The following is a 20,448-nucleotide window of genomic DNA, read 5'->3' as shown; positions in this document are numbered from 1 at the left end:
CGGTTGGTGGGCCCACCAGGACTCGAACCTGGAACCAAAGGATTATGAGTCCTCTGCTCTAACCATTGAGCTATAGGCCCTCCGCCGCCGGAATTGTACCGGAGGCGGTAGGGGACGGTGCCTCGACGAACGGCGTGCGGAGCTCGAGCGCACGCGCGAGGATCGTGGGCGGCGCGGCTTCTTCGGGGGTGCGCAGCCAGCCTGCCCTGCGCAAGCGGTCGCCGAGCGAGGGCGATGCCGTCAACAGGTTGAGCGGCACGGAAAGCACCATGCCCATCACCACCGGGGCCATCCATGCGGCCAACGCCGGTGACACCAGGTACGCAAGCACGCCGCTGAAGGCACCGAACACGCTGAGGCCGGCGTAGCGGCGCACCAGTCCCGCGAGCGGCACGCTGCCGTCATCGCGACGTTGCGTTTCCCACCCGGAGTCGCGCCCGGCCAGCACTTCGGCCACGCCCCGCGATTGCACGTACATGGTCACGGGCGCCATCAGGGCCGCCATCATCGTCTCCAGCAGGGCGCTGCCGGCGATGCGCAGCGCACCGCCGCACTGCCGACGCAACGGCGCATCGAGCATCGTGGCAATGCACCCCATGACCTTCGGCGCCAGCAGCACCGCCATGGTCAGGTAAAAGACCCAGAGGAAACGCTCGGGATCACCGCCTCGCCAGTAGAGCGCGGGCGTGAACCCGTCGAGCTGCGGTTGTGACAAGTGGAAACCCGCCTGCTGCAGCGGGATCGCCAGACCCACCAGCATCAGCATCGCCCACATGGGCGCGGTGGCGTAGTGGCCGATTCCCACCATCAGGTGCATTCGGCTGATCCAATGGAGACCACGCGCGGGCAGCACGGCGCCATGCTGCAGGTTGCCCTGGCACCAGCGGCGATCGCGCACGAGCATGTCGATCAGCGACGGCGGTCCTTCTTCGAAGCTGCCGCCCATGCCGGGCACCATGTGCACCGCCCAGCCACCGCGACGCAGCAGTGCGGCTTCGACGAAGTCGTGGCTAAGCACGGCGCCTTCGAACGGCTTGCCACCCCCCAACCGGGGCAGGCCCGCGTGGCGCGCGAAGGCGGCCGTGCGGATCATGGCGTTGTGGCCCCAGTAGTTGCCCTCCGCCCCATGCCACCATGCGATGCCGTGCGCCGCCACGGGACCGTAGACGCGCCCGGCGAACTGCTGCATGCGCGCGAAGAACGTGCGCCCGTTGACGATCATCGGCAGCGTCTGGATGAGGGCGAGCGTCGGCTCGCGTTCCATTGCCGCCGACAGCCTCACCAGCGTCTCGCCGCTCATCAGGCTGTCCGCATCCAGGATCAGCAGATGCGGATACGCGCCACCGAAGCGGCGCACCCAGTCTGCGATGTTGCCGGCCTTCCGTTCGGTGTTCTTCTCCCGGCGCCGATAGAAGACGCGCGCGTCCGGGCCCAGGCGATGCCGCAACGCGTGCACGGCCACGGCCTCTTTTCGTCGCACGTCCTCGTCGGTGGTGTCGCTGAGGATGAAGAAGTCGAAGCAAGCGGACTGACCGGTATCCACCAGCGATTCATGCATCGCCTGCACGCCGGCCAGCACCCGCTGCGGGTCTTCGTTGTACGTGGGCACGAGCAGTGCCGTGCGTGTCGTCAGCGATGGCCGGTGACCCTCGTCGATGCCGAGCGGGTACGGACGCTTCGACAGCAGCAACGCAAATCCTGCCAGCGCACTGGAGAACGACAGGGCGATCCAGGCGAACAAAGCGACGAAGAGCGCCAGCAGTACGCCCTCGAGCATGCTGATGCCGTCTCCCCGCAGCACCCACCAGATCTGGTAGGTGGCGAACAGTGTCATCGCGACCGCCATGCCCATCACCCCCGCGCGGCGCCAGGCGATCCCGGAGGGCGACGTCGGCAGGCGGCGCGAAGACAGGCGGCCATTGCGCAGATCCTGCACCGGCATGGGCAACGGCGATTCCGGCGGCAGCCAAGAAGGCGACGGCGAGTGTGCATCGTGCATGGTCACGGGCTCCATCGATACAGCCAGGTTTCGGACAGCGGCGCATGGCCCTCGAGGACGCGCGCATGCAACTCGACGTCGCGGTCGTCCCCACGTTGCGTTTGCGGGCGGAACTCGAAACTGAGGCGCCACCCCTGCGTCTCGGGATTCGGATAAACCACCGCGCCGACCACTTCGCCACGGGCGGCCCAGACGTCGGGCGTCAGCCGGACATCGCGCGGCAGCGAGGCAAGGCGCCCCCCTTCGAGATCGAGCACCACCAGGCGCCGTGCCGGATCCGGCGCCGCACCGATGCGCGTATCGGCGACGATGGCCAGGTCGGCTTTCCAGCGATGCGCATCGCACCAGTGCATGCGATAGTCGAAACGATGCTCACGGCCGGCGCGCAGCGGCTGCTCCGGGCGCCAGAAGGCGACGATGTTGTCGTGGTACTCGTCGCCGGTGGGAATTTCGACCAGCGTCACCGCGCCCTTGCCCCAGTCGCCGCGTGGCTCGATCCACAGGCTGGGGCGCTGGTGGTAGCGCGCCTCGATGTCCGCATAGTCGGCGAACCCGCGCTTGCGCTGCATCAGGCCGAAACCCCGCGGACCCGCATCGGCGAAAGCACTGATCTGCACGCGCCGCGGATTGCTCAAGGGTCGCCAGATCTGGTCGCCTCGGCCATTGAGGATCGCCAGTCCGTCGGAGTCGTGCACCGCAGGCCGATAGTCGTCGGTACCGACGCGATCGCCGGCGTCGAACTCGAACATGCTGGTCAGCGGCGCAATGCCCGCACGGGGGAGATCGACGCGGGGAAACAGGCGCGATTGCACGTCGATGACGGTCTCGTCGCCCGGCAGGATCTCGAAACGGAACGCACCGGCGATGCTGGGGCTGTCGAGCAGCGCGTGCACGACCAGGCGACGCGCGCCGGGCGCGGGTTGTTCGATCCAGAACGTACGGAACAGTGGGAACTCTTCCTCCCCGGCGTCGCCGCTGCCCAGCGCCAGGCCGCGCGCCGACAGACCGTAGGCATGCCCCTTGCCCAGTGCGCGGAAATAGCTGGCCCCCAGGAACGCGATCAGTTCGTCGTACACGCCGGGCTGGTTCAGTGGCGTATGCACGCGGAACCCGGCGAAGCCGATGTCGTCCCGCATGCCCGGATCGACACCGGGCGGGAACGCGAACAGGTCAGGCGAATAGGCGATGGGCGTGGCGACACCGTCGTGCACGCGATGCAGGTCGACGCGCTGCTTGAACAGGAAGCCGCGATGGAACATCTGCAACTGGAAGGGCAGGCCCTCCTTTCGCCAGATCGCCTGCGCTTGATCGAAACGCAGATCGCGGTATGCGTCGTAACCGGTGTCCAGCGACGCAGGCAGCTGGGCGTCAGGGGCGTGATACGGCTGCCGCGCCAGCGCGCGCGCCAGGCGTGGAACCGTTTCCAGATCGAATCGTGCGGGGGTCGCGGCGGTGTCCGCTGCTCGGGTGGCCTGCGCCATCACGCGGGGCATGGTGCCCAGCAACGCGATGGCAAGGACGGATTTCATGGCGTCCCGTCGCTGCACGCGAAAGTCTGACTCGTGGGGTCGCGACAGCATAACGACGGTCGCGTGATGACGATGAGAACGCACGACGCCGCAGGCGCATCTCGTCGCACCAAAAAGAAACGCGGCCCATCAAGGGCCGCGCTTCGTTGGTGCAAACGCCGCGTTCCTCGCGTCAGTCGATATCGAGGAAACTGCGCAGCTGTTCCGAGCGCGACGGGTGGCGCAGCTTGCGCAACGCCTTCGCTTCTATCTGGCGGATGCGCTCGCGGGTGACGTCGAACTGCTTGCCGACTTCCTCGAGGGTGTGGTCGGTATTCATGTCGATGCCGAAACGCATCCGCAGCACCTTGGCTTCCCGCGGGGTCAGGCCGGCAAGCACGTCGCGGACCGTTTCCGACAGATTGATGTTGGTGGTGTTCTCGATCGGGGACTCCACGTTGGTGTCCTCGATGAAGTCGCCCAGGTGCGAATCCTCGTCGTCGCCGATCGGGGTTTCCATGGAGATCGGTTCCTTCGCGATCTTCATGACCTTGCGGATCTTGTCCTCGGGCATGTCCATTTCCTTGGCCAGCTCCTCCGGCGTGGCCTCGCGGCCGTACTGCTGGAGCATCTGGCGGGAAATGCGGTTGAGCTTGTTGATCGTCTCGATCATGTGCACCGGGATGCGGATGGTGCGGGCCTGGTCGGCGATCGAGCGGGTGATCGCCTGGCGGATCCACCAGGTCGCGTACGTCGAGAACTTGTAGCCGCGGCGGTACTCGAACTTGTCCACCGCCTTCATCAGGCCGATGTTGCCTTCCTGGATCAGGTCGAGGAACTGCAGGCCGCGGTTGGTGTACTTCTTGGCGATGGAGATCACCAGGCGCAGGTTGGCCTCAACCATTTCCTTCTTGGCCTTGCGTGCCTTGGCTTCGCCGTAGGCCATCGCGCGGCTGATGTCCTTGATGTCGGCCAGCGTCAGGTGCATCGCCTGCTCGACGGCGATGGTGGCCTCCTGCTCGGCGACGATCTGCTCGCGTACGTCGCGCAGGCCGGACGACCACTTCTGCTTGCGCTTCAGCACTTCGTCCACCCAACCGAGGTTGGTCTGGTTGCCTTCCCAGGCGCGCAGGAATTCCTTGCGCGGCATCTTGGCGACATTGGCGCACAGGTGCAGCACGCGACGCTCGTGGTCCTTCACCTGGGCCACGACTTCGCGCAGCTTGCGCACCAGCGTGTCGGTCAGCGGCAGCGGCAGCTTCAGGGTGACGAAGGTTTCGCCCAGCTCGGTGCGCAGCTTGACGACCGCCTTGTTGTCGGCGCCGTTCTTCGCATACGACTTCTTGAACTTGGCATAGCCGTCGGCCAGCACCTGCATGCGACGGGCGACTTCCTCGGGATCGGGACCCGTGGGGGCCGCTTCCTCGGCGGTGTCGTCGCCGGCATCGTCGTCATCGGCATCGTCGTCCGCCGCTTCGACCACTTCTTCGGCGGCCGGCACTTCTTCAGCCGGCTCCTCGATGTCGTTGAAGCCGACGACCACTTCGGCCAGGCGCTTCTTGCCTGCCTTGTGCAGTTCGTATTCTTCCAGCAGCAGTTCGATCGACCACGGGAAGTTGCCCAGCGACGCCTGCACCTGGCCCAGGCCTTCCTCGATGCGCTTGGCGATGGCGATTTCGCCTTCGCGGGTCAGCAGTTCGACGGTGCCCATCTCGCGCATGTACATGCGCACCGGGTCGGTGGTGCGGCCACCTTCGGTATCGAGCGAGGTCAGCGCGGCGGCGGCTTCTTCCGCCGCGGTCTCGTCGACTTCGCGGTTGCCGGTATTGCCGTCGGCGAGCAGCAGCGTCTCTGCATCGGGGGCGACTTCATGGACATCGATGCCCATGCCGTTGATCATGCCGATGATGTCTTCGATCTGCTCCGGGTCGACGATGTCGTCGGGGAGGTGGTCGTTGACTTCGGCGTAAGTCAGATAGCCCTGCTCCAGGCCCTTGCTGATCAAGAGCTTGATGTCGGACTGCTGGGCAGGACGTTCGTTGGCCATGGAGGTTGCGCCACCGGGAGTAAGGAAGGGAGAACCTCGTATTATACCAGCCCGGGCCGGCTTCCGTTCCTGAAGCCCACCCTTGGCAAGGAAGGAACGTCAGGGACGCAGCAGGAAGGTCACGGGCCCGTCATTGACGAGGCTGATCGCCATATGGGCGCCGAAACGCCCCGTTTCCACCCTTCCGGCATGCCGTTGGCGACAGATCGATACCAACCGGTTGAAGCCCTGTTCAGCCTCAGTGGGCGGCGCGGCGGTGGTGAAGCTGGGACGCATGCCCGACCGGGTGTCGGCGGCCAGCGTGAACTGGCTGACCAGCAGCAGGCCTCCTCCGGTGTCGGCCAGGGAGCGGTTCATCCGCCCCGCGTCGTCGGCGAAGACGCGGTAGCCCAGCAACCGCTCGGCCATGCGCGCGATCTGGGTCTCGGTGTCGCCGGGCTCCACCGCGACCAGCGCCAGCAAGCCCCCTTCGATCGCGCCGACGACCGCGTCGTCGACGGTCACGGTCGCCTGCGTCACGCGCTGGATCAGGGAAAGCATGGGCGCAAGTCCGGGGTCGAAGCAGCGGGCAGGATAGCGGGACATGCGCGGCCATCAGAAGCCGGGGCGTGCGGGTTGGCTACACTCGGCGGATGAAACCGGACACCTTCGCCGCCCTTGGCTACCACGCCGCCGCCCTGGTCGGGCGCCTCCCCTGGCCGTGGCTGCGCGCACTGGGGGATGCGATGGCGTGGGTCTGGCGGAAGGCGGACGCGCGCGAAAGTCGCGTCGCGCGCCGCAACCTGGAGATCGCTTATCCCGACCTGCTGCCCAGCCAGCGCGAGGACCTGCACCAGGCGATCCTACGGACCACCGCGCGCCAGGCGCTGGAAACGCTCCGCTTCTGGACCCGGAAGCCCGCCGACAACCTCGCCTGCCTGCGCGAACGCCACGGCGAGGCGCTGTACGACGCAGCACTGGCCAGCGGCAAGGGAGTGATCGTGGCGGCGCCGCACTTCGGCAACTGGGAGTTGCTCAACCAGTGGCTGGCCTCGCGCGGCCCGCTCGCCATCGTGTACCGCCCCCCGGCGTCGCCGGTGGGCGACGCCTTCCTGCTGCGCGTTCGCGGCGCGGACAACATCCGCCAGGTGCGTGCCGAGGGCCCGGCGGTGCGGCAGTTGTGGAAGGTCCTGAAGGAAGGCGGCGCCGTCGGCATCCTGCCCGACCAGCAACCGAAAGCCGGCGATGGCGAGTTCGCACCCTTCTTCGGCACCCCCGCGCTGACGATGACGCTGGTATCGCGGCTCGCCGAGCGTACCGGCGCGACCGTGCTGTTCGCCTGGTGCGAACGGATCGGCCCCGGGCCGGACTTCTCACTGCATGTGGAGCCGGCACCGCCGGCGATCGCCGACGCGGATCCGGTCACCGCCGTCACCGCACTCAACGAAACCGTCGAGCGGATCGCCCGGCGCGATCCCGCGCAGTACCAGTGGACCTACAAACGCTATACGCTGCGGCCACCGGGCAGCGGCGAGGAAAATCCTTACCGCTGAGCCGGACCCGGGGATGGCATGACGCGCGATGCACCGCATCCCCTCGCCTACGTTCGCGCGAAGAGGATGCGCCTGCTGCATGAGCCACCCCATGGACACGCCCGCGATCGACGCTGCGCCATCCCCCGACTGGCAGGCCCTGCCCACTCGCGGCGCGTGGCTCGCCGCCCTTGGCGGCGCGGCGCTGCTGTTCCCGTTCGGCTTCCCGGCGTTCTTCCTGTCGCGCGCCACCGACATGGTGTCGCCGTGGCTGGCGGTCCCCGTGGCCGCGCTGGCCGGCGCGGGGTTGGGCGCCTGGGTGGCGGTGAAGCGGCATCGCCGTACGCGCTGGCGGCTGGATGACCGGGGATTCGCCGTGCGCCGGGGCAACTGGTGGCAGAGCGAAACGCACGTGCCGATTTCGCGCGTGCAGCATCTCGACCTGAAACGCGGACCGCTGGAACGCAACGCCCGCCTGTCCACGCTCGTCGTTCACACGGCCGGCACACGCATGGCCGCCGTCACGGTCTCCGGACTGGATGCGGACGACGCGGAACGCCTGCGCGAGCGCCTGGCCACCCAGGTCGACCACGACGACGCCCTGTGATGGACGACGCCATCCCGGGCGCCGCGCCGGACGAACGCCGACTGCATCCGTGGTCGTGGCTCTTCGTGCTGCTGCAGCAGCTCAAGCAGTTCATCTTCCCGCTGGTCGCGCTGCTGGTGTTCGGTGCGCGCAAGAGCAGTGGCGACGGCGAGCTGTGGGCCTCGTTCGCACCCGTCATCGGCATCACGGTGCTGGTCGTGCTGGCGATACTGCAGTACTTCACCTACCGCTACACCATCGGACGCGACGGCCTGACGGTGCGGGAAGGCCTGCTGCATCGCTCGCGCCGCGAGATTCCGTTCTCGCGCATCCACAACGTGGTCGTGCACCAGTCCCTGCTGCACCGCCTGTTCGGTGTCGCCGAAGTCCGGCTGGAGTCGGCGGGCGGGCAGAAGCCGGAGGCGCAGATGCGCGTGCTCGGCCTTCGCGACGCGCTGGCGCTGGAGGACCTGGTGCGACACCAGGCGCACGGGACCGCGCCAGCGTCGTCCGAACCGGACGCGGCAGCGCCCCGCGAAGGCACCACGCTGCTGTCCCTGTCGACGCTGGACGTCATCCGCCTGGGACTGATCTCCAATCGCGGCATGATCGTCGTGGCCGCCGGATTCGGTGCCGCGTGGCAGATCCTGCCGGAGCGGATGATCGAGCAGTTTTTCCGGCAAGGCGCGCGGCAGGCCTACGGCTATGCCGAGGAGCTGCACCTGGGTTGGCTGACGGGCGCGGCCGGCGGCGTCGCCCTGATCGGCATCGCACTGGCGCTGGTACGCCTGCTCTCGGTCGCGCTGGCGCTGTCGCAGTTCCACGGATTCCGGCTGACCGAGGAGCCGCGCAGGCTGATGGTGGAGCGTGGCCTGTTCGCTCGCCTGCGCACAAGCGTGGCGCGACGGCGGATCCAGGCGTGGACCCTGCACGAAGGCGTCCTGCATCGCCTGTTCCGTCGACGCTCGCTGCGCATCGATACGGCCGTCGCCGACAGGTCGGGGCAGGACTCACGCGCCCTGAAGGACATCGCGCCGGTTGCGACCCCCGACGCATGCGACGCGCTGATCGGCCACCTGCTGCCCCGCGCGCCATGGCCACGCGACGACTGGCAGCCGGTGGATGCTTCCGCGCGCTGGCGCCTGTGGTTGCCCTCGCTGGCGATCCTGTTGCCGGCGACCGGTGTCGCCGCCTGGCATCTCGGCGGGTGGGCGTGGCTGGGGCTGGCATGGATCCTCTTCGCCGGGCATGCCGCACGCAGGCAGGCACAGCGCATGGGTTGGTCGCTGGACGACCAGTTGGTGGCCGTGCGCAGTGGCTGGTGGTCGCGCTACTGGCGCTTCGCCGAAATCGACAAACTGCAGGCGCTGCGCTTGTCGCGCTCGCCGCTGGACCATGCCTGCGGCACCGCGACGCTCTGGCTGGACACGGCGGGCGCGAACGGGATCGCCGCGCCGCTGGCGTTGCGCTTCGTGCCTGTGCGTGACGCCGAGAGCGTTTACCGGCAGCTGCGCGACACGCTGGCCGCGCATCGCATGCGCTGGTGATGGAGCTATCTCGGGCGCCGCGACATGCGCCCTGATGGCGAGCCCCAGGGTGCTTGCGATGCCGCTGCACGGTGGCAGCCGGCAGCTTCGCTCACGCCGGCCCCCAGTAGCCTATCCGGCGCCGGATCTTCAGCTTGCGCCACAGGTTCATCGGCTTCGGGCGCGGATTCCGTGCACCGGCAGCGATGAAGTCATCGATGGCGTCCAGCACCCGTTCGCTGGAGCGCCCGTCGCGATACGGGTGGATGCTGTCCGCATAGTCGACGATGGCCTGCATCAGTTCCGGCGGCCGGGCCAGCGCGCGACGGATCGCGGGCTCGAACTGCGCCGCGTCATCGATATCGATCAGCTGCGGCCCGGGGCGGCGGTTCTTGAAGGTCACCACCGGCTTGTGGGTCAACAGGAACTCGTTCAGCGCCGACGAGGTATCGGAACACATCATGTCCGCCTGCGGGAACAGGTCGAGGATGTTGTCGTCGTCGGCGAACCGGAGGTGGTCGTTCTGCAGCGCGCGAAACTTCGCGACGGTGTCCGGATTCATCTTCGGATGGAAGGTCACGATCCAGCGCCATTCGCCGCTGCGCGACAGCCGCTTCACTTCCTCGTACAGCGTCTCGGCCGCGCTCCATGACGGCGAGAACGTCGAGTGGTACAGGATGACGGGCGGTTCGCGCACCGGCGGCACGCCGCCGGCGATCTCCTGCATGAAGGGATCGATCTTCGGCCAGCCGGTCTCGACCACCTTGAAGTGGCCGACGCGCGCGGCGATCTCGGAGAACGCGCGCGTATCGTTCGGTCCGGTGGTGCAGTAGAGATCGAAGAAGCCGCGGATGTAGATGTGCCGCGGCTTGCCGGCATCGAAGCCATGGAAGGTTTCGACCTTCACGCCCGGGAAGAAGTGCGGCACCGCGTTGCTGCCGGTGATCACGGCGATGGCGTTCCAGCGCCGGACCTCTTCCGTGGTGGCCAGCAGTTTCTCGTCCGGCCTCAGGTCTTCCGCGCCGGGACCGTCGAAGAACCACGCGGCTTCGCCGCCGCGGGCGCGGATCGCGTCCTGCAGCGGCCGCAGGATGGCGAGCGCGTAGCGCTCCGAGCCGTAGAGGAGGTAATGCTTGGCCATCAGCGTTCCAGTTCGTGTCGGACGAGCTTGCGGTGTGCGGCATCGATCGATGCGGGGTTGTGCTGCATTTCGTAATAGCGCATGCGCTTGTACACGGCGTAGCTGGCGGCGGTCTGCGCGATGATGAAGCCGCGCCAGCCATCCAGGAACGCCAGCCGCACCAGATAGTCCTTGATGAAACTGGCCAGGTACACCAGTGGCGCCAGCCACATCCGCACCGGGCGCCCCTTGTCGTTCCAGTCCAGCGCCTTCAGCTCGCTGTAGCGCAGCACCTTCAACTGCTTGTGCACCAGGCTGGGATTGTCGGCGTGGTTGAACGGCGCAGTGAACTCCAGCGCTTCGCCGTCGAAGCGCAGCGATTCATGCACGCGCGCATCGCTCCAGCGCGCACGCCCCCGGTGGTACAGCCGCGCCATGCGCTCGCCCACCATCGGGCGATACCAGCGCATCGGCGCGCCCATCAGCCAGGTACGTCGCCGCAACCAGGCGCCGGCCTTGTCGGACGCCATCAGCGCGGGCAAACCGGCCTCGAGCTGGGCAGCCAGTTCGGGGGAAAGGAATTCGTCCGCATCCAGTACCAGCACCCAGTCATGGATGGCCCGGGTGTCGGCGAAGTTGCGCTGGGGTCCGAAGCCCAGCCAGGGCTGGTGCACCACGCGCGCACCATGCGCTTCGGCAACCGCGACCGTCTCGTCCTCGCTGCCGCTGTCGACCACCAGCTTGTCCGCGGCGAAGGGCACGCTGTCCAGGCAGCGCGCGATGTTCGAGGCCTCGTTGTGGGTGATGACGACGAGGGAAACGGGAAGAAGAGGCATCCGCCGATTCTACCCGCGCGGTCCGCGGCGTGGCGGCCTCAGGCCTGCGCGACCGGCAGGGCGGGTTCCTGCGCTGGACAAGCCTCCAGGACCGCAGCATGGGCGTCCCGGGCGCCCGCGCTTCGCGGCTGGCCGACCATCGCCGTCACCGCCTCCACCAGTCGGGCGCGGAACGCGGCATCGTTGTCCAGGAAGAACGCGCGTGCCGCCTGCTGTTTCGCCTGGATCGCCGCATCGTCCATCGCCAACACGGTGGAGACCGCCGCCTCCAGGGCCTGCGCATCCACCAGGTAGCGCGTGGCCAGATGCTGGCGATCCGTGTGCGAGTACGGGATCAGCACGCCGCGCTCTTCGGTGACCAGTTCGTTCATCGGCGCGGCGTCGGTCGTCAGCACGACGGCACCCACGCTGAGCGCCTCCACGATGTAGTGGCCGAAGCCTTCGGTTTCCGAGGGACACAGGTGGAAGAGATTTGCGTTCTGCAACTCGCGCAGCTCGGCGTCCGCCAAGTAGTCCACGCGATGCACGATGTTCGACGCCCGTGGCCGGGTGTCCGCCATGCGCGGATGCTGTACCACCGTCAGCGTGGGCCATTCGGGGTGCCGCGCCCATGTCTCGAGCACCACGCGCGTGCGCTTGGCGTTGCTGCGCCCGGCCAAGTGCAGGAAGGTGCGCTGTCTTTCCACGTGGGGGAGACGGCGATCGCTGCTTGTGAACCCGATGGGTGCGATGGCCGCACCCCGACTGCGGAAGATCTGCTCGGCATGGCGGGTCTTCGTCATCACGCCATCGACGCGACGCAGGCGCCGCACGTCGCGCGGCAGGCACCATTCCGGATTCGGAATGAAGGCATTGCGGGCCGCAGACTGCAGGTACTCGGGGGCCACGTGCTCGAGCATGATGTTCAGGTCGAACCGCTCTGCGCCGACCAGGCGCCGTCCGGCAAGACGAGCCCGCTGCAGCCAAGGACCGAACCACTTCCTCAGCTTGCCGCGGCCGCGCGCCGGCTGCAGGCTGACCCGATAGCCGGCGTCCCGCAGTGCCTGTTCGATGAGACGGAGATCGCGGCTCAGGCCGACACCGTTGTCCCAGCCGATCAGGTTCACGTGCGGCATTGGAGAGAGGGGAGGCGGTGGAGGGCCGATTGTAGAAATCGCTCCATGACTCGATTGTGAGAGCCATCAAGCACGGCCGCGGTACGTTTCACCTGAATTCACGAATGTGAATGGGTTTCGCTCGAGCCCCTTGAAGCCACCATCCCACTGCCCAGCAGCAACCCAGCCAGCAACACGAAGGCGCTGGTGCTCAGGGCGTGGGAAAACATCGACTGGGTCAGGCCGGACACCAGATAGGTCGCTGCCAGCATGCCTGCGGTCCAGGGCGCGCCGCGCGGCCGGTCGAGCCGGTCGAGCCGGTCGAGCCGGTCGAGCCGGTCGAGCCGGTCGAGCCGGTCGAGCCGGTCGAGCCGGGCCTGCCGGATCTGGCGCGCAGCGATCAGCAGGGGCACCAGGTACAGCGCGGCCAGTGCTGCGATACCGAACAAGCCCATCGTCGCCCCCCACTGGGCGATGTCGTTGTGCGCGTGCTGCAGTCCGCAGAAATGCCGCTCTCGTCCCAGGCAGTACCGGCTGTCATCGATCCGCTCGGCGAACCCGCCGATGCCGGTCCCCGTGAGCGGCGCTTCGCGAAACGCGTCCCAGGCCACCGACAGCAGGGCGATACGCGCGCTGATGGGCTTGTCCACCTGTCCCTGGGAGAGGCCGGCCACGTCCGCGTGCAACTGATCCAGACGGAACTGGGTGGACAACCACGGCACCGTCCACATCGCGACGAACAGCGCCGCCACCACGACGGCCGCGCCGCCGAGCCGCCACCAGCGACGGCGCGGCGCCGTGCCCACCAGCCACATCAGCACCACCAGCCCCAGACCCGGCAGCACGCCGCGGCTGCCGCTCAGGGTGACCGCGACATTGGCCAGTACGATGGCCGCCAGCACCAGAAGGCGCATCCTTCCCCGCTCGTCCGCGGGCCTGCAGAACACCGCGACCACCGACAACGCCAACACGGCATTGGCGAACACGATCGGGTTGGCGTCGCTGCCTGCCCGATCCATGCCCAACGCCGACTGCGCGATCGATACGGCGGATGCGACCAGCAGCCCGACCAAGGCGCCGTACCACAGGCCGGACAGGCGCACGCGCGTCACCCAGGCCAGCCAGGCGCACCAAGGCAGCAGCAAGGTGCGCGATGGGTTGTCCAGTTCGGCCAGCCGCGCATCGCCTCGCCACATCGACGTGGCAGCGACGGCGATCACGAACACCGCGACGGCGAGCAGCGCATACAAGGCACGCGGCACGGCGCGCCGATCGCGCAGCGCGTCCGGCAGCGCCAGCAACGTGGCGAGGCACATCAGAGCGGCGAACACGGACAGGCCCTTCGGCACGACAAGCAGGGCGGTAGCGGCGAAGCCGGCCAGCCATGTCAGCCCGCGCGCGACCTCCTGTCGACGTTCACTCCTGTCCTGCATAGCTCCCGGTCCTGCGCATTTCGACGTGACGATAAAGGCGGCGGTCTCCGCACTGCCGCGGGCGCGACCGCCATCGCGGCACGTTCGTGCCGCGACCGCGCGACACTCGAACCGCCCGCGGCGCGCAAGTATGCGTCAGCCGCGCGCCTTCACGGCACACCCCTGCAACGACGCGCGGGTGAGATGCGACGTCCTGCAACCGGGCTCACGCTTTCCGCAGTGCGGCATAGAAGAACCCGTCCATGTCCTGCTCGCCCGGAAGCCGCTGCCTGCCACCGTCATCGGCGCGACCCCACGCGTCACCCAGTGCCTCCATCGCGGCATCGGCATGCCTTGCCCTGAACGACGCGAGTTGCTCCGCATTTTCCATTCGCAGCAGCGAGCAGGTGGCGTAGACCAGCCGGCCGCCCGGGCGCAGCACCTGCCATGCGGCGTCGAGCAGGCGCGCCTGCAGGCCGGTCAACGCCACCATGTCCTCCGCACGGCGGTGCAGCAGGACATCAGGCTGGCGCCGGACGATACCCGTGGCGGAGCAGGGCGCATCGAGCAGCACGGCGTCGAATGGTTGTCCATCCCACCACGACGCCGGATCGGCACCATCAGCTGCGTGCAGGCGTGCACTCACGCCCACGCGCTCCAGTGTTTCGCGCACCCGCTGCAGGCGGCGCGCATCGATATCCAGCGCCACGAGCTGCAGCGACGGGTCGCGTTCGAGCAGATGCGCGGACTTGCCACCGGGGGCTGCGCACAGGTCCAGCACGCGCGCACCGGCCGGCAGATCGTGGAACAGATCCGCCACACGCTGGGCGGCACCGTCCTGCACCGACACATGGCCCTCGGCAAAGCCGGGCAACGTGGTGGCCGCGACGGGCGCCCGCAACAGGAGGGCATCCGCCACGCCGTCGGCGGTCTCGGCCGCGATGCCGGCATCCTGAAGCCGCCCCCGATACGCCTCGCGCGTGCCGTGGCGGCGGTTCACCCGCAGCCACAGCGGCGCCTCGCGCTGGCTGGCGGCGAAGATCGCGTCGGCCTGCTGCGGCCAGTCCGTGCGTACGTGCCGCCGCAACCAGGCGGGCCAGGCTGCGTCGGCAGGCACCGTCGGCAAGCCTTCGCGCTGCGCGCGCCGCAGCAGCGCATTCACCAGCTTGTCCTGGTGCGGTCGCCCCAACGCCCGCACGGCTTCCACCGTGGCGGACAGTGCGGCATGCGCGGGCAGTGCCATCACCACCAGTTGCGCGAACCCCACGTGCAACAGCGCGCGCAGCTCGCTGTCGCCCGGTCCCGGGGGCTTGCTCATCCAAGCCGCGATCGCCGCCTCGCCGCGCACGCGCGAGCGCAGGGCAGCGAAGCAGATCGCCTCCAGCAGCGCGCGGTCGCGCGCATCCTCGATGCGGGGCAGGTTCGCGGCGAGCTCGGCCTTCAGCGAGCGACCCCGATGCATCACGGCGTCCACGACGCGGGTCGCGATGACCCGCACCGCGACGCCGGCCTGGGTCGTCATGAGGCCACCAGGTCGCGCCGCGCGTTGAGGTAGTCCGCCGCGGTGATGGCCTTGCCGCCTTCCCGCTGGACGACGCGCAGGCGCAGCACGCCCGTGCCACAGGCGATGTCCAGACCCTGCCTGTTCGCGGCCAGCAAGGTCCCGGGGGCTGCGGCATGCCCGTGGTCGACGGGCACGGCACCATGGATGCGCAGGCGCTCACCGGCGACCTGTGCTTCGGCGACGGGCCACGGGTTGAACGCGCGCACCTTGCGCGCCAGCACGTCGGCGGGCTGCGTCCAGTCCAGCTTCGCCTCGGCCTTGTCCAGCTTGTGCGCATATTCGATGCCCACGTCGGACTGCGGGTGCGGCGGAAGCCGGATCCCGGCACGCAACAACCCCAGCGCATCGCGAAGCACCTGCGCGCCCAGGTCGGAAAGCCGGTCGTGCAGCTGGCCGCCGGTGTCGTCAGGTCCAATGGGCAGGCTTTGCGCCAGCAGCACCGGCCCTGTATCCAGACCGGCCTCCATCTGCATCAGGCAGACGCCGGTCTCGTCGTCGCCGGCCTCGATCGCGCGCTGGATCGGCGCCGCACCCCGCCAGCGGGGCAGCAGCGACGCATGGACGTTCCAGCACCCGTACTGCGGGATGTCAAGCACCGCCTGCGGCAGGATAAGGCCGTACGCCACGACGATCATCACGTCAGGCTGCATCTCGCGCAGCGCATCCTGGGTGGATTTCTTCTTCAGCGACAACGGCTGCAGCACCGGGATGCCGCGCTGTATCGCCTCCAGCTTCACCGGCGAGGGCGTCAGTCCGCGGCCGCGGCCGGCAGGCCGGTCGGGCTGTGTGTAGACGGCGACGACTTCATGGTGGGCATGCGCCGCGCGGAGACAGGGCACGGCGAACGCCGGCGTGCCGGCGAAGACGATTCTCATGGGGGGCAGGCTTCTGGAAGGGAGAGGGGAGCCGGCGGGGACAGCCCGGTCATCCGGTCCCGCCGCACGCGCACGTCAGGCGACGTGCTTGCGCTGCTTGGCCAGCTTCTTGCGCACCATCTCGCGCTTCAGAGGCGAGAGGTAGTCGACGAACAGCTTGCCGTCCAGGTGATCCATCTCGTGCTGGATGCAGACCGCCAGCAAGCCGTCGGCACGCAGCTCCTGCGGCTGGCCCTGCCGGTCGAGGAAGCGCACCGTCACCTCGTCGGCACGGGTGACGTCGGCGAAGATGCCGGGCACGGACAGGCAGCCTTCCTGGTAGACCTGCTCGCCGGCCTTGTCGCTCAGCTCGGGGTTGATGAAGACCTGCGGCTGGTTCTTCTCTTCGCTGATGTCGATCACCATGAAGCGCTGGTGCACGTCCACCTGGCTGGCGGCCAGGCCGATGCCGGGCGCGTCGTACATGGTTTCGAACATGTCGTCGAGCAGGCGCTGGAAAGCGGGCGTCGTCACATATCCGGCATCGACCGGCGCGGCCTTGGTCCGCAGGCGCGGATCGGGGAATTCGAGGATGGGAAGCAGGGCCATGGTACGTCTCGGGATGGGGGCGCCAGTGGAATCCGGCAAGGCCTCACGAATTCTAACGCGGGCGCTTGCGTTGCGCCGGGTTTTCTGGACTATAGTGCTGACCACCTGTCGGGGAATCAGGTAGATACCGCCATGTTTAAATGTTTTCGTACGGTTTTCGCCGTTGCGGTGCTGACCGTCGGCACCTATGCGGCTGCCGCCGAGATGGCGGGAAGCCATCCTGATACCTATGTGGTCAAGCGTGGCGACACGCTGTGGGACATTTCCGCGCGCTTCCTCAAGAAGCCGTGGCTATGGCCGGAGATCTGGCAGGCCAACCCGCAGATCCAGAACCCGCACCTGATCTACCCGGGCGACGTCATCAGCCTGGCCTACCTGGACCGCGTCGCGGTGCAGCCGGGGCCGCGCCAGGATGCTCCGCTCAACGCCATACCGCTGTCCGACATCGAGCCGTTCCTCAAGGATCGCCGCGTGGTGGACAGCTTCGAACAGCTGCCGCATGTCGCCGGCCTGGACGAAGACCGCCTGCGCGCCTCCGGCGGCCACAACATCTACGTGCGCGGCCTCGATGCCGGCCAGCCGGGCCAGCGTTACCTGGTCGTGCGGCCCACCGCCCGCTTCACCGACAATCCGCGCGCCCAGGATCTCGATTTCCGCGGCCGTTCGATTCGCGGCGAAGTGGACCAGTGGAAGGACATCGTCGAGCAGAGCGGCAAGGGCGAGTTCCTGGGTTACGAGCTGGTCCGGGTCAACGTGGCCACTTTCACCCGCGGCGTCGTGCCGGGCACCGAGGTCAGCACCCTGGTCGCCGATATCGGCGGTCACGAAGTCCGCGTCGGCGACCGCCTGATCCCGGTCGATGCCCAGCCTTACGACCTGCATTTCTTCCCGCACCCGCCCGCCCGCGATCCGGCCGGCAAGCTGCGCGTGCTGGCGGTGGCCGATGCCCTGACATCGGGCGGTCCGCGCGACGTGATCGCCATTTCCGGCGGCCGGCTGGACGGCGTCGACAACGGCACGGTGTTCTCCGTCTGGCGCAATGGCAGCCACACGGCCAACCGCATGGCGTATCCGGAATCCTCGCGCGTCAGCGAGTCGCCCAAGTCCGGGGCCGGTCGCGTCAGCCTGCCGGACGAGTACGCCAGCCATGCCATGGTGTTCCGCACCTTCGACAAGGTCAGCTACGCGCTGGTCATGGAAGGCGTGGAAGCCACGCGCGTCGGCTACGAGCTGAAACATCCGGACGCAACCTACTGACGCGCGTCGGGTAATTCCTACGCGGTACCGCGACGGCGCCCGAGGGCGCCGTCGTCGTTTGGCGCCTACGCTGGGCGCATGCCCAACGATGACCTGATCGCGCTGGCCCGGCTGGTCCTGGCCGGCGGCCCTGTCCTGCCGCGTCGTCGCCTGCTGGAACGATACGGTTCACCGAGTGCGGCCATGGCCGCTGGCGCAACGGCCTGGCGCGCGGAGGGACTGGACGGCCCGCGGATCGCGCAGCTCCAGCAGAAGGGCGAGGACGACGCGCTGGCCTGCACGCTGCGCTGGCTGCAGGTCGACGGCCACCATCTGATCGGCTGGCACGATGCCGACTACCCGGCCCCGCTACGGGCGATGTCCAGCCCACCGTTCGCCCTGTTCGTCGATGGCGACCCCAGCCTGCTGTGGCGCCCGGCGGTCGCGGTCGTCGGCAGCCGCACCCCCACCAGCGGCGGCCGCGACAATGCGCAGGCCTTCGCGCGGGCGCTCGCTTCCGCCGGCATCGTGGTGGTCAGCGGAATGGCGCGTGGCGTCGACGCCGCGGCGCACGAGGCCGCACTGGCGATCGGGACCGGCAACACCGTGGCGGTGGTGGGCACGGGCCCGGACGTGGTCTATCCGCCCGGGCACGACCGGCTGCGCGACCGGCTGGCGCTGCACGGAGCGGTCGTGAGTGAACACCCGCCGGGCACCCCCGCGCTCCGCAGCCATTTCCCCGCCCGCAACCGGATCCTGGCCGGCCTCGCGCTGGGCACGCTGGTGGTCGAGGCCGCTGAGCGTTCCGGCGCGCTCATCACCGCCCGGCAGGCTGGCGACGCCGGACGCGAGGTCTTCGCCATCCCGGGCTCCATCCACAACCCCAAGGCACGCGGCTGCCATCGCCTGATCCGGGATGGCGCGGCCTTGGTGGAATCCGCCGACGAGGTCATCGAGGCGCTGGCTCCCCTCGCCGCGGACCTGGCCGACGCGCTCAGGGCACGCCTTGGCGAGACTGAATCCGGGGTGATCGCAGGGACGGGAGAGACGCCCCTGCATCTTGAGGCCGACTACAAGCGCTTGTGGGAAGCACTGGGCCATGACCCAACAGGTATGGATCAGCTTGTCTCACGCACCCGATTGACGGCCGCGGAACTGTCCTCCATGCTGCTGGTCATGGAACTGGATGGCTTAGTAACGGCGGACCACGGCCGATACCAGAGAAAGACCGGTTTCTTCACCTCCACAGCGTCGACGACGCAGGCCGAGGGGCAATGAAAGAGAGCATCCTGGATGTACTGCTGTACCTGTTCGAACACTATTTCACCGAGGACGCGGACCCCGTCCGTGATCGCGACTCTCTCCAGAACGGCCTGATCCAGGCCGGTTTCAGCCCCGCCGAAATCAGCAAGGCCTTCGACTGGCTCGACGCGCTGGCCGACCAGAGGCCGGCCGCTTCGCAGCCGCGCGCCGGCGGCCCCACCCGCGTGTTCCACGGCCCCGAGCTGGAGAAGCTCGATGTCGAGTGCCGCGGCTTCCTGCTGTTCCTGGAACAGCATGGCGTGCTCGACGCGGACCAGCGTGAGCTGGTGCTGGACCGGGCGATGGCGCTGGACCAGGACGAACTGGACCTGGACGATCTCAAATGGGTCGTGCTGATGGTGCTGTTCAACCAACCGGGTTCCGAAGCCGCCTATGCGTGGATGGAAACCCAGATGTTTTCCGACGAGCCCGAGCCGGTACACTGAGGCGTTGATCCGCTTCAGGGGGAAGCATGTCGGGTTGGTATTACGCCGACCGGAACCGTGAACAGCACGGTCCGGTCTCGTCGGAAGAACTGGTCACCCATTACCGTTTCGGACGCATCGCCCTCGACGGCCTGGTGTGGCGGGAAGGCCTGCCGGAGTGGCAGCCCTTGCGCACCTTCGCCGACGAACTCGGCCTGACACCCGCAACGTCCGAATCGATGGCCAGCACGCCTCCGCCGGTACCGCCGGCCGTGCCGGCCGCCGCGGTGGCGTCGCAGGACCGCCTGCTGCGCACACCGGTCGCCCCCGCCCCGAAGCCGCGCATGTCCGGCGGCAAGATCGCGCTGATCGTCGCCGCCGTGCTGCTGGTCCCTTGCCTGGGGATTGGCGCCATCCTGGCCGCGATCTCCATTCCCGCCTACAACGACTACACGCTGCGCGCCAAGGTGTCGCAGGCGATCGCCGAGAGCGAGCCGCTGAAGCTGCAGGTGGAGTCCATCCGCACCGGCGAGGACCGATGCCCCGGCAACGGCGAAGGCGACATCGGCACGCCGGAGAGCTACGCCGGCACCTACGTGACGCGGGCGATCGTCGGTGAGTTCGATGACGGCACCTGTGGCTTCGAACTGGAATTCGGCAACACCGGCAACGCGCAGATCGATGGCCGCAAGCTGTGGTGGGACATGGGGACCGACGGCAGCGCGTGGAACTGCTCGTCGGAAATCGACGACAAGTACCTGCCGCTGGACTGCCGCGGTTGATGACCGTCAGCGTGGCGACGGGAGCCACGCGTTTCAC

18 protein-coding genes and 1 tRNA gene are annotated in these 20,448 nt (G+C 68.3%); 7 read left to right on the top strand and 12 right to left on the bottom strand.

The window, feature by feature from the left end; all coding sequences use genetic code 11:
• Positions 1–4: 4 nt before the first annotated feature.
• The 5 genes from Q0907_RS10290 to dtd all read right to left on the bottom strand — a co-directional run bounded on the left by Q0907_RS10290 (position 5) and on the right by dtd (position 6,094).
• Positions 5–80, bottom strand: a tRNA-Ile gene (locus Q0907_RS10290).
• On the bottom strand, positions 71–2,014 hold the full coding sequence (gene mdoH, locus Q0907_RS10285) for a glucans biosynthesis glucosyltransferase MdoH (protein WP_299344224.1): 1,944 nt from the start codon (positions 2,012–2,014) through the stop codon (positions 71–73). Before mdoH ends, Q0907_RS10290 begins: the two co-directional genes overlap by 10 nt.
• A complete protein-coding gene (locus Q0907_RS10280) occupies positions 2,002–3,528 on the bottom strand; it encodes a glucan biosynthesis protein G (protein WP_299344222.1) in 1,527 nt (508 codons plus the stop codon). Before Q0907_RS10280 ends, mdoH begins: the two co-directional genes overlap by 13 nt.
• A gap of 172 nt (positions 3,529–3,700) precedes the next feature.
• Positions 3,701–5,554, bottom strand: a complete 1,854-nt coding sequence (gene rpoD / locus Q0907_RS10275; RefSeq protein WP_296279173.1) for an RNA polymerase sigma factor RpoD — start codon at positions 5,552–5,554, stop codon at positions 3,701–3,703.
• A 99-nt stretch (positions 5,555–5,653) separates the two neighbouring features.
• Positions 5,654–6,094 (bottom strand): D-aminoacyl-tRNA deacylase, encoded by a 441-nt coding sequence (gene dtd, locus Q0907_RS10270; protein WP_299344219.1) that lies wholly within the window; start codon positions 6,092–6,094, stop codon positions 5,654–5,656.
• 92 nt (positions 6,095–6,186) lie between these two features.
• On the opposite strand from dtd, the gene Q0907_RS10265 reads away from it, so the two are divergent.
• The 3 genes from Q0907_RS10265 to Q0907_RS10255 all read left to right on the top strand — a co-directional run bounded on the left by Q0907_RS10265 (position 6,187) and on the right by Q0907_RS10255 (position 9,198).
• Positions 6,187–7,086, top strand: a complete 900-nt coding sequence (locus Q0907_RS10265) for a lauroyl acyltransferase (RefSeq protein ID WP_299344216.1) — start codon at positions 6,187–6,189, stop codon at positions 7,084–7,086.
• Between the two features lie 79 nt (positions 7,087–7,165).
• Positions 7,166–7,672: a PH domain-containing protein gene (locus tag Q0907_RS10260; protein ID WP_296279170.1), complete on the top strand. Its 507-nt coding sequence runs from the start codon at positions 7,166–7,168 to the stop codon at positions 7,670–7,672.
• Entirely contained in the window at positions 7,672–9,198 is a 1,527-nt protein-coding gene (locus Q0907_RS10255) for a PH domain-containing protein (protein ID WP_299344212.1), read from the top strand. Before Q0907_RS10260 ends, Q0907_RS10255 begins: the two co-directional genes overlap by 1 nt.
• Before the next feature lie 91 nt (positions 9,199–9,289).
• Here Q0907_RS10255 and Q0907_RS10250 read toward each other — a convergent pair whose 3' ends face one another.
• The 7 genes from Q0907_RS10250 to def form a co-directional block, all read right to left on the bottom strand.
• Positions 9,290–10,318 (bottom strand): CDP-glycerol glycerophosphotransferase family protein, encoded by a 1,029-nt coding sequence (locus tag Q0907_RS10250; protein ID WP_296279168.1) that lies wholly within the window; start codon positions 10,316–10,318, stop codon positions 9,290–9,292.
• Positions 10,318–11,133 carry a glycosyltransferase family 2 protein gene (locus tag Q0907_RS10245; protein ID WP_299344210.1) on the bottom strand — a complete coding sequence of 272 codons (816 nt, stop codon included), beginning with the start codon at positions 11,131–11,133 and terminating at the stop codon, positions 10,318–10,320. Before Q0907_RS10245 ends, Q0907_RS10250 begins: the two co-directional genes overlap by 1 nt.
• 38 nt (positions 11,134–11,171) lie before the next feature.
• Positions 11,172–12,248, bottom strand: coding sequence for a glycosyltransferase (locus Q0907_RS10240; protein WP_299344207.1), 1,077 nt, complete (start codon positions 12,246–12,248; stop codon positions 11,172–11,174).
• 98 nt (positions 12,249–12,346) lie between these two features.
• On the bottom strand, positions 12,347–13,660 hold the full coding sequence (locus tag Q0907_RS10235) for an O-antigen ligase family protein (RefSeq protein ID WP_299344204.1): 1,314 nt from the start codon (positions 13,658–13,660) through the stop codon (positions 12,347–12,349).
• Between the two features lie 205 nt (positions 13,661–13,865).
• Positions 13,866–15,161: a 16S rRNA (cytosine(967)-C(5))-methyltransferase RsmB gene (gene rsmB, locus Q0907_RS10230; RefSeq protein ID WP_299344201.1), complete on the bottom strand. Its 1,296-nt coding sequence runs from the start codon at positions 15,159–15,161 to the stop codon at positions 13,866–13,868.
• On the bottom strand, positions 15,158–16,078 hold the full coding sequence (fmt, locus tag Q0907_RS10225) for a methionyl-tRNA formyltransferase (RefSeq protein ID WP_296279163.1): 921 nt from the start codon (positions 16,076–16,078) through the stop codon (positions 15,158–15,160). The genes rsmB and fmt overlap by 4 nt, the downstream gene beginning before the upstream one ends.
• 75 nt (positions 16,079–16,153) lie before the next feature.
• The gene (def, locus tag Q0907_RS10220) at positions 16,154–16,666 is read right to left on the bottom strand and encodes a peptide deformylase (protein ID WP_296279162.1); all 513 of its coding nucleotides are present in this window, start codon (positions 16,664–16,666) and stop codon (positions 16,154–16,156) included.
• Between the two features lie 132 nt (positions 16,667–16,798).
• On the opposite strand from def, the gene Q0907_RS10215 reads away from it, so the two are divergent.
• The 4 genes from Q0907_RS10215 to Q0907_RS10200 all read left to right on the top strand — a co-directional run bounded on the left by Q0907_RS10215 (position 16,799) and on the right by Q0907_RS10200 (position 20,411).
• The gene (locus tag Q0907_RS10215; RefSeq protein ID WP_296279161.1) at positions 16,799–17,923 is read left to right on the top strand and encodes a LysM peptidoglycan-binding domain-containing protein; all 1,125 of its coding nucleotides are present in this window, start codon (positions 16,799–16,801) and stop codon (positions 17,921–17,923) included.
• Between the two features lie 78 nt (positions 17,924–18,001).
• On the top strand, positions 18,002–19,180 hold the full coding sequence (gene dprA, locus Q0907_RS10210) for a DNA-processing protein DprA (RefSeq protein ID WP_299344197.1): 1,179 nt from the start codon (positions 18,002–18,004) through the stop codon (positions 19,178–19,180).
• The gene (locus Q0907_RS10205) at positions 19,177–19,650 is read left to right on the top strand and encodes a DUF494 family protein (protein ID WP_299344195.1); all 474 of its coding nucleotides are present in this window, start codon (positions 19,177–19,179) and stop codon (positions 19,648–19,650) included. The genes dprA and Q0907_RS10205 overlap by 4 nt, the downstream gene beginning before the upstream one ends.
• Before the next feature lie 26 nt (positions 19,651–19,676).
• Positions 19,677–20,411, top strand: coding sequence for a pilin (locus tag Q0907_RS10200; RefSeq protein WP_299344193.1), 735 nt, complete (start codon positions 19,677–19,679; stop codon positions 20,409–20,411).
• Positions 20,412–20,448 lie beyond the last annotated feature (37 nt).

Origin of the sequence: uncultured Pseudoxanthomonas sp. (assembly GCF_947498795.1) — a bacterium.
Taxonomy (GTDB): Bacteria; Pseudomonadota; Gammaproteobacteria; order Xanthomonadales; family Xanthomonadaceae; genus Pseudoxanthomonas_A.
The sequence above is the reverse complement of the archived record's forward strand: the minus strand, read 5'-3'. Positions and strand labels throughout refer to the sequence as shown.

Coding starts and splice junctions, on each gene's coding strand:
- mdoH (WP_299344224.1), bottom strand. CDS start 2,014: ATGGAGCCCGTGACCATGCACGATGCACACTCGCCGTCGCCTTCTTGG.
- Q0907_RS10280 (WP_299344222.1), bottom strand. CDS start 3,528: ATGAAATCCGTCCTTGCCATCGCGTTGCTGGGCACCATGCCCCGCGTG.
- rpoD (WP_296279173.1), bottom strand. CDS start 5,554: ATGGCCAACGAACGTCCTGCCCAGCAGTCCGACATCAAGCTCTTGATC.
- dtd (WP_299344219.1), bottom strand. CDS start 6,094: ATGCTTTCCCTGATCCAGCGCGTGACGCAGGCGACCGTGACCGTCGAC.
- Q0907_RS10265 (WP_299344216.1), top strand. CDS start 6,187: ATGAAACCGGACACCTTCGCCGCCCTTGGCTACCACGCCGCCGCCCTG.
- Q0907_RS10260 (WP_296279170.1), top strand. CDS start 7,166: ATGAGCCACCCCATGGACACGCCCGCGATCGACGCTGCGCCATCCCCC.
- Q0907_RS10255 (WP_299344212.1), top strand. CDS start 7,672: ATGGACGACGCCATCCCGGGCGCCGCGCCGGACGAACGCCGACTGCAT.
- Q0907_RS10250 (WP_296279168.1), bottom strand. CDS start 10,318: ATGGCCAAGCATTACCTCCTCTACGGCTCGGAGCGCTACGCGCTCGCC.
- Q0907_RS10245 (WP_299344210.1), bottom strand. CDS start 11,133: ATGCCTCTTCTTCCCGTTTCCCTCGTCGTCATCACCCACAACGAGGCC.
- Q0907_RS10240 (WP_299344207.1), bottom strand. CDS start 12,248: ATGCCGCACGTGAACCTGATCGGCTGGGACAACGGTGTCGGCCTGAGC.
- Q0907_RS10235 (WP_299344204.1), bottom strand. CDS start 13,660: ATGCAGGACAGGAGTGAACGTCGACAGGAGGTCGCGCGCGGGCTGACA.
- rsmB (WP_299344201.1), bottom strand. CDS start 15,161: ATGACGACCCAGGCCGGCGTCGCGGTGCGGGTCATCGCGACCCGCGTC.
- fmt (WP_296279163.1), bottom strand. CDS start 16,078: ATGAGAATCGTCTTCGCCGGCACGCCGGCGTTCGCCGTGCCCTGTCTC.
- def (WP_296279162.1), bottom strand. CDS start 16,666: ATGGCCCTGCTTCCCATCCTCGAATTCCCCGATCCGCGCCTGCGGACC.
- Q0907_RS10215 (WP_296279161.1), top strand. CDS start 16,799: ATGTTTAAATGTTTTCGTACGGTTTTCGCCGTTGCGGTGCTGACCGTC.
- dprA (WP_299344197.1), top strand. CDS start 18,002: ATGCCCAACGATGACCTGATCGCGCTGGCCCGGCTGGTCCTGGCCGGC.
- Q0907_RS10205 (WP_299344195.1), top strand. CDS start 19,177: ATGAAAGAGAGCATCCTGGATGTACTGCTGTACCTGTTCGAACACTAT.
- Q0907_RS10200 (WP_299344193.1), top strand. CDS start 19,677: ATGTCGGGTTGGTATTACGCCGACCGGAACCGTGAACAGCACGGTCCG.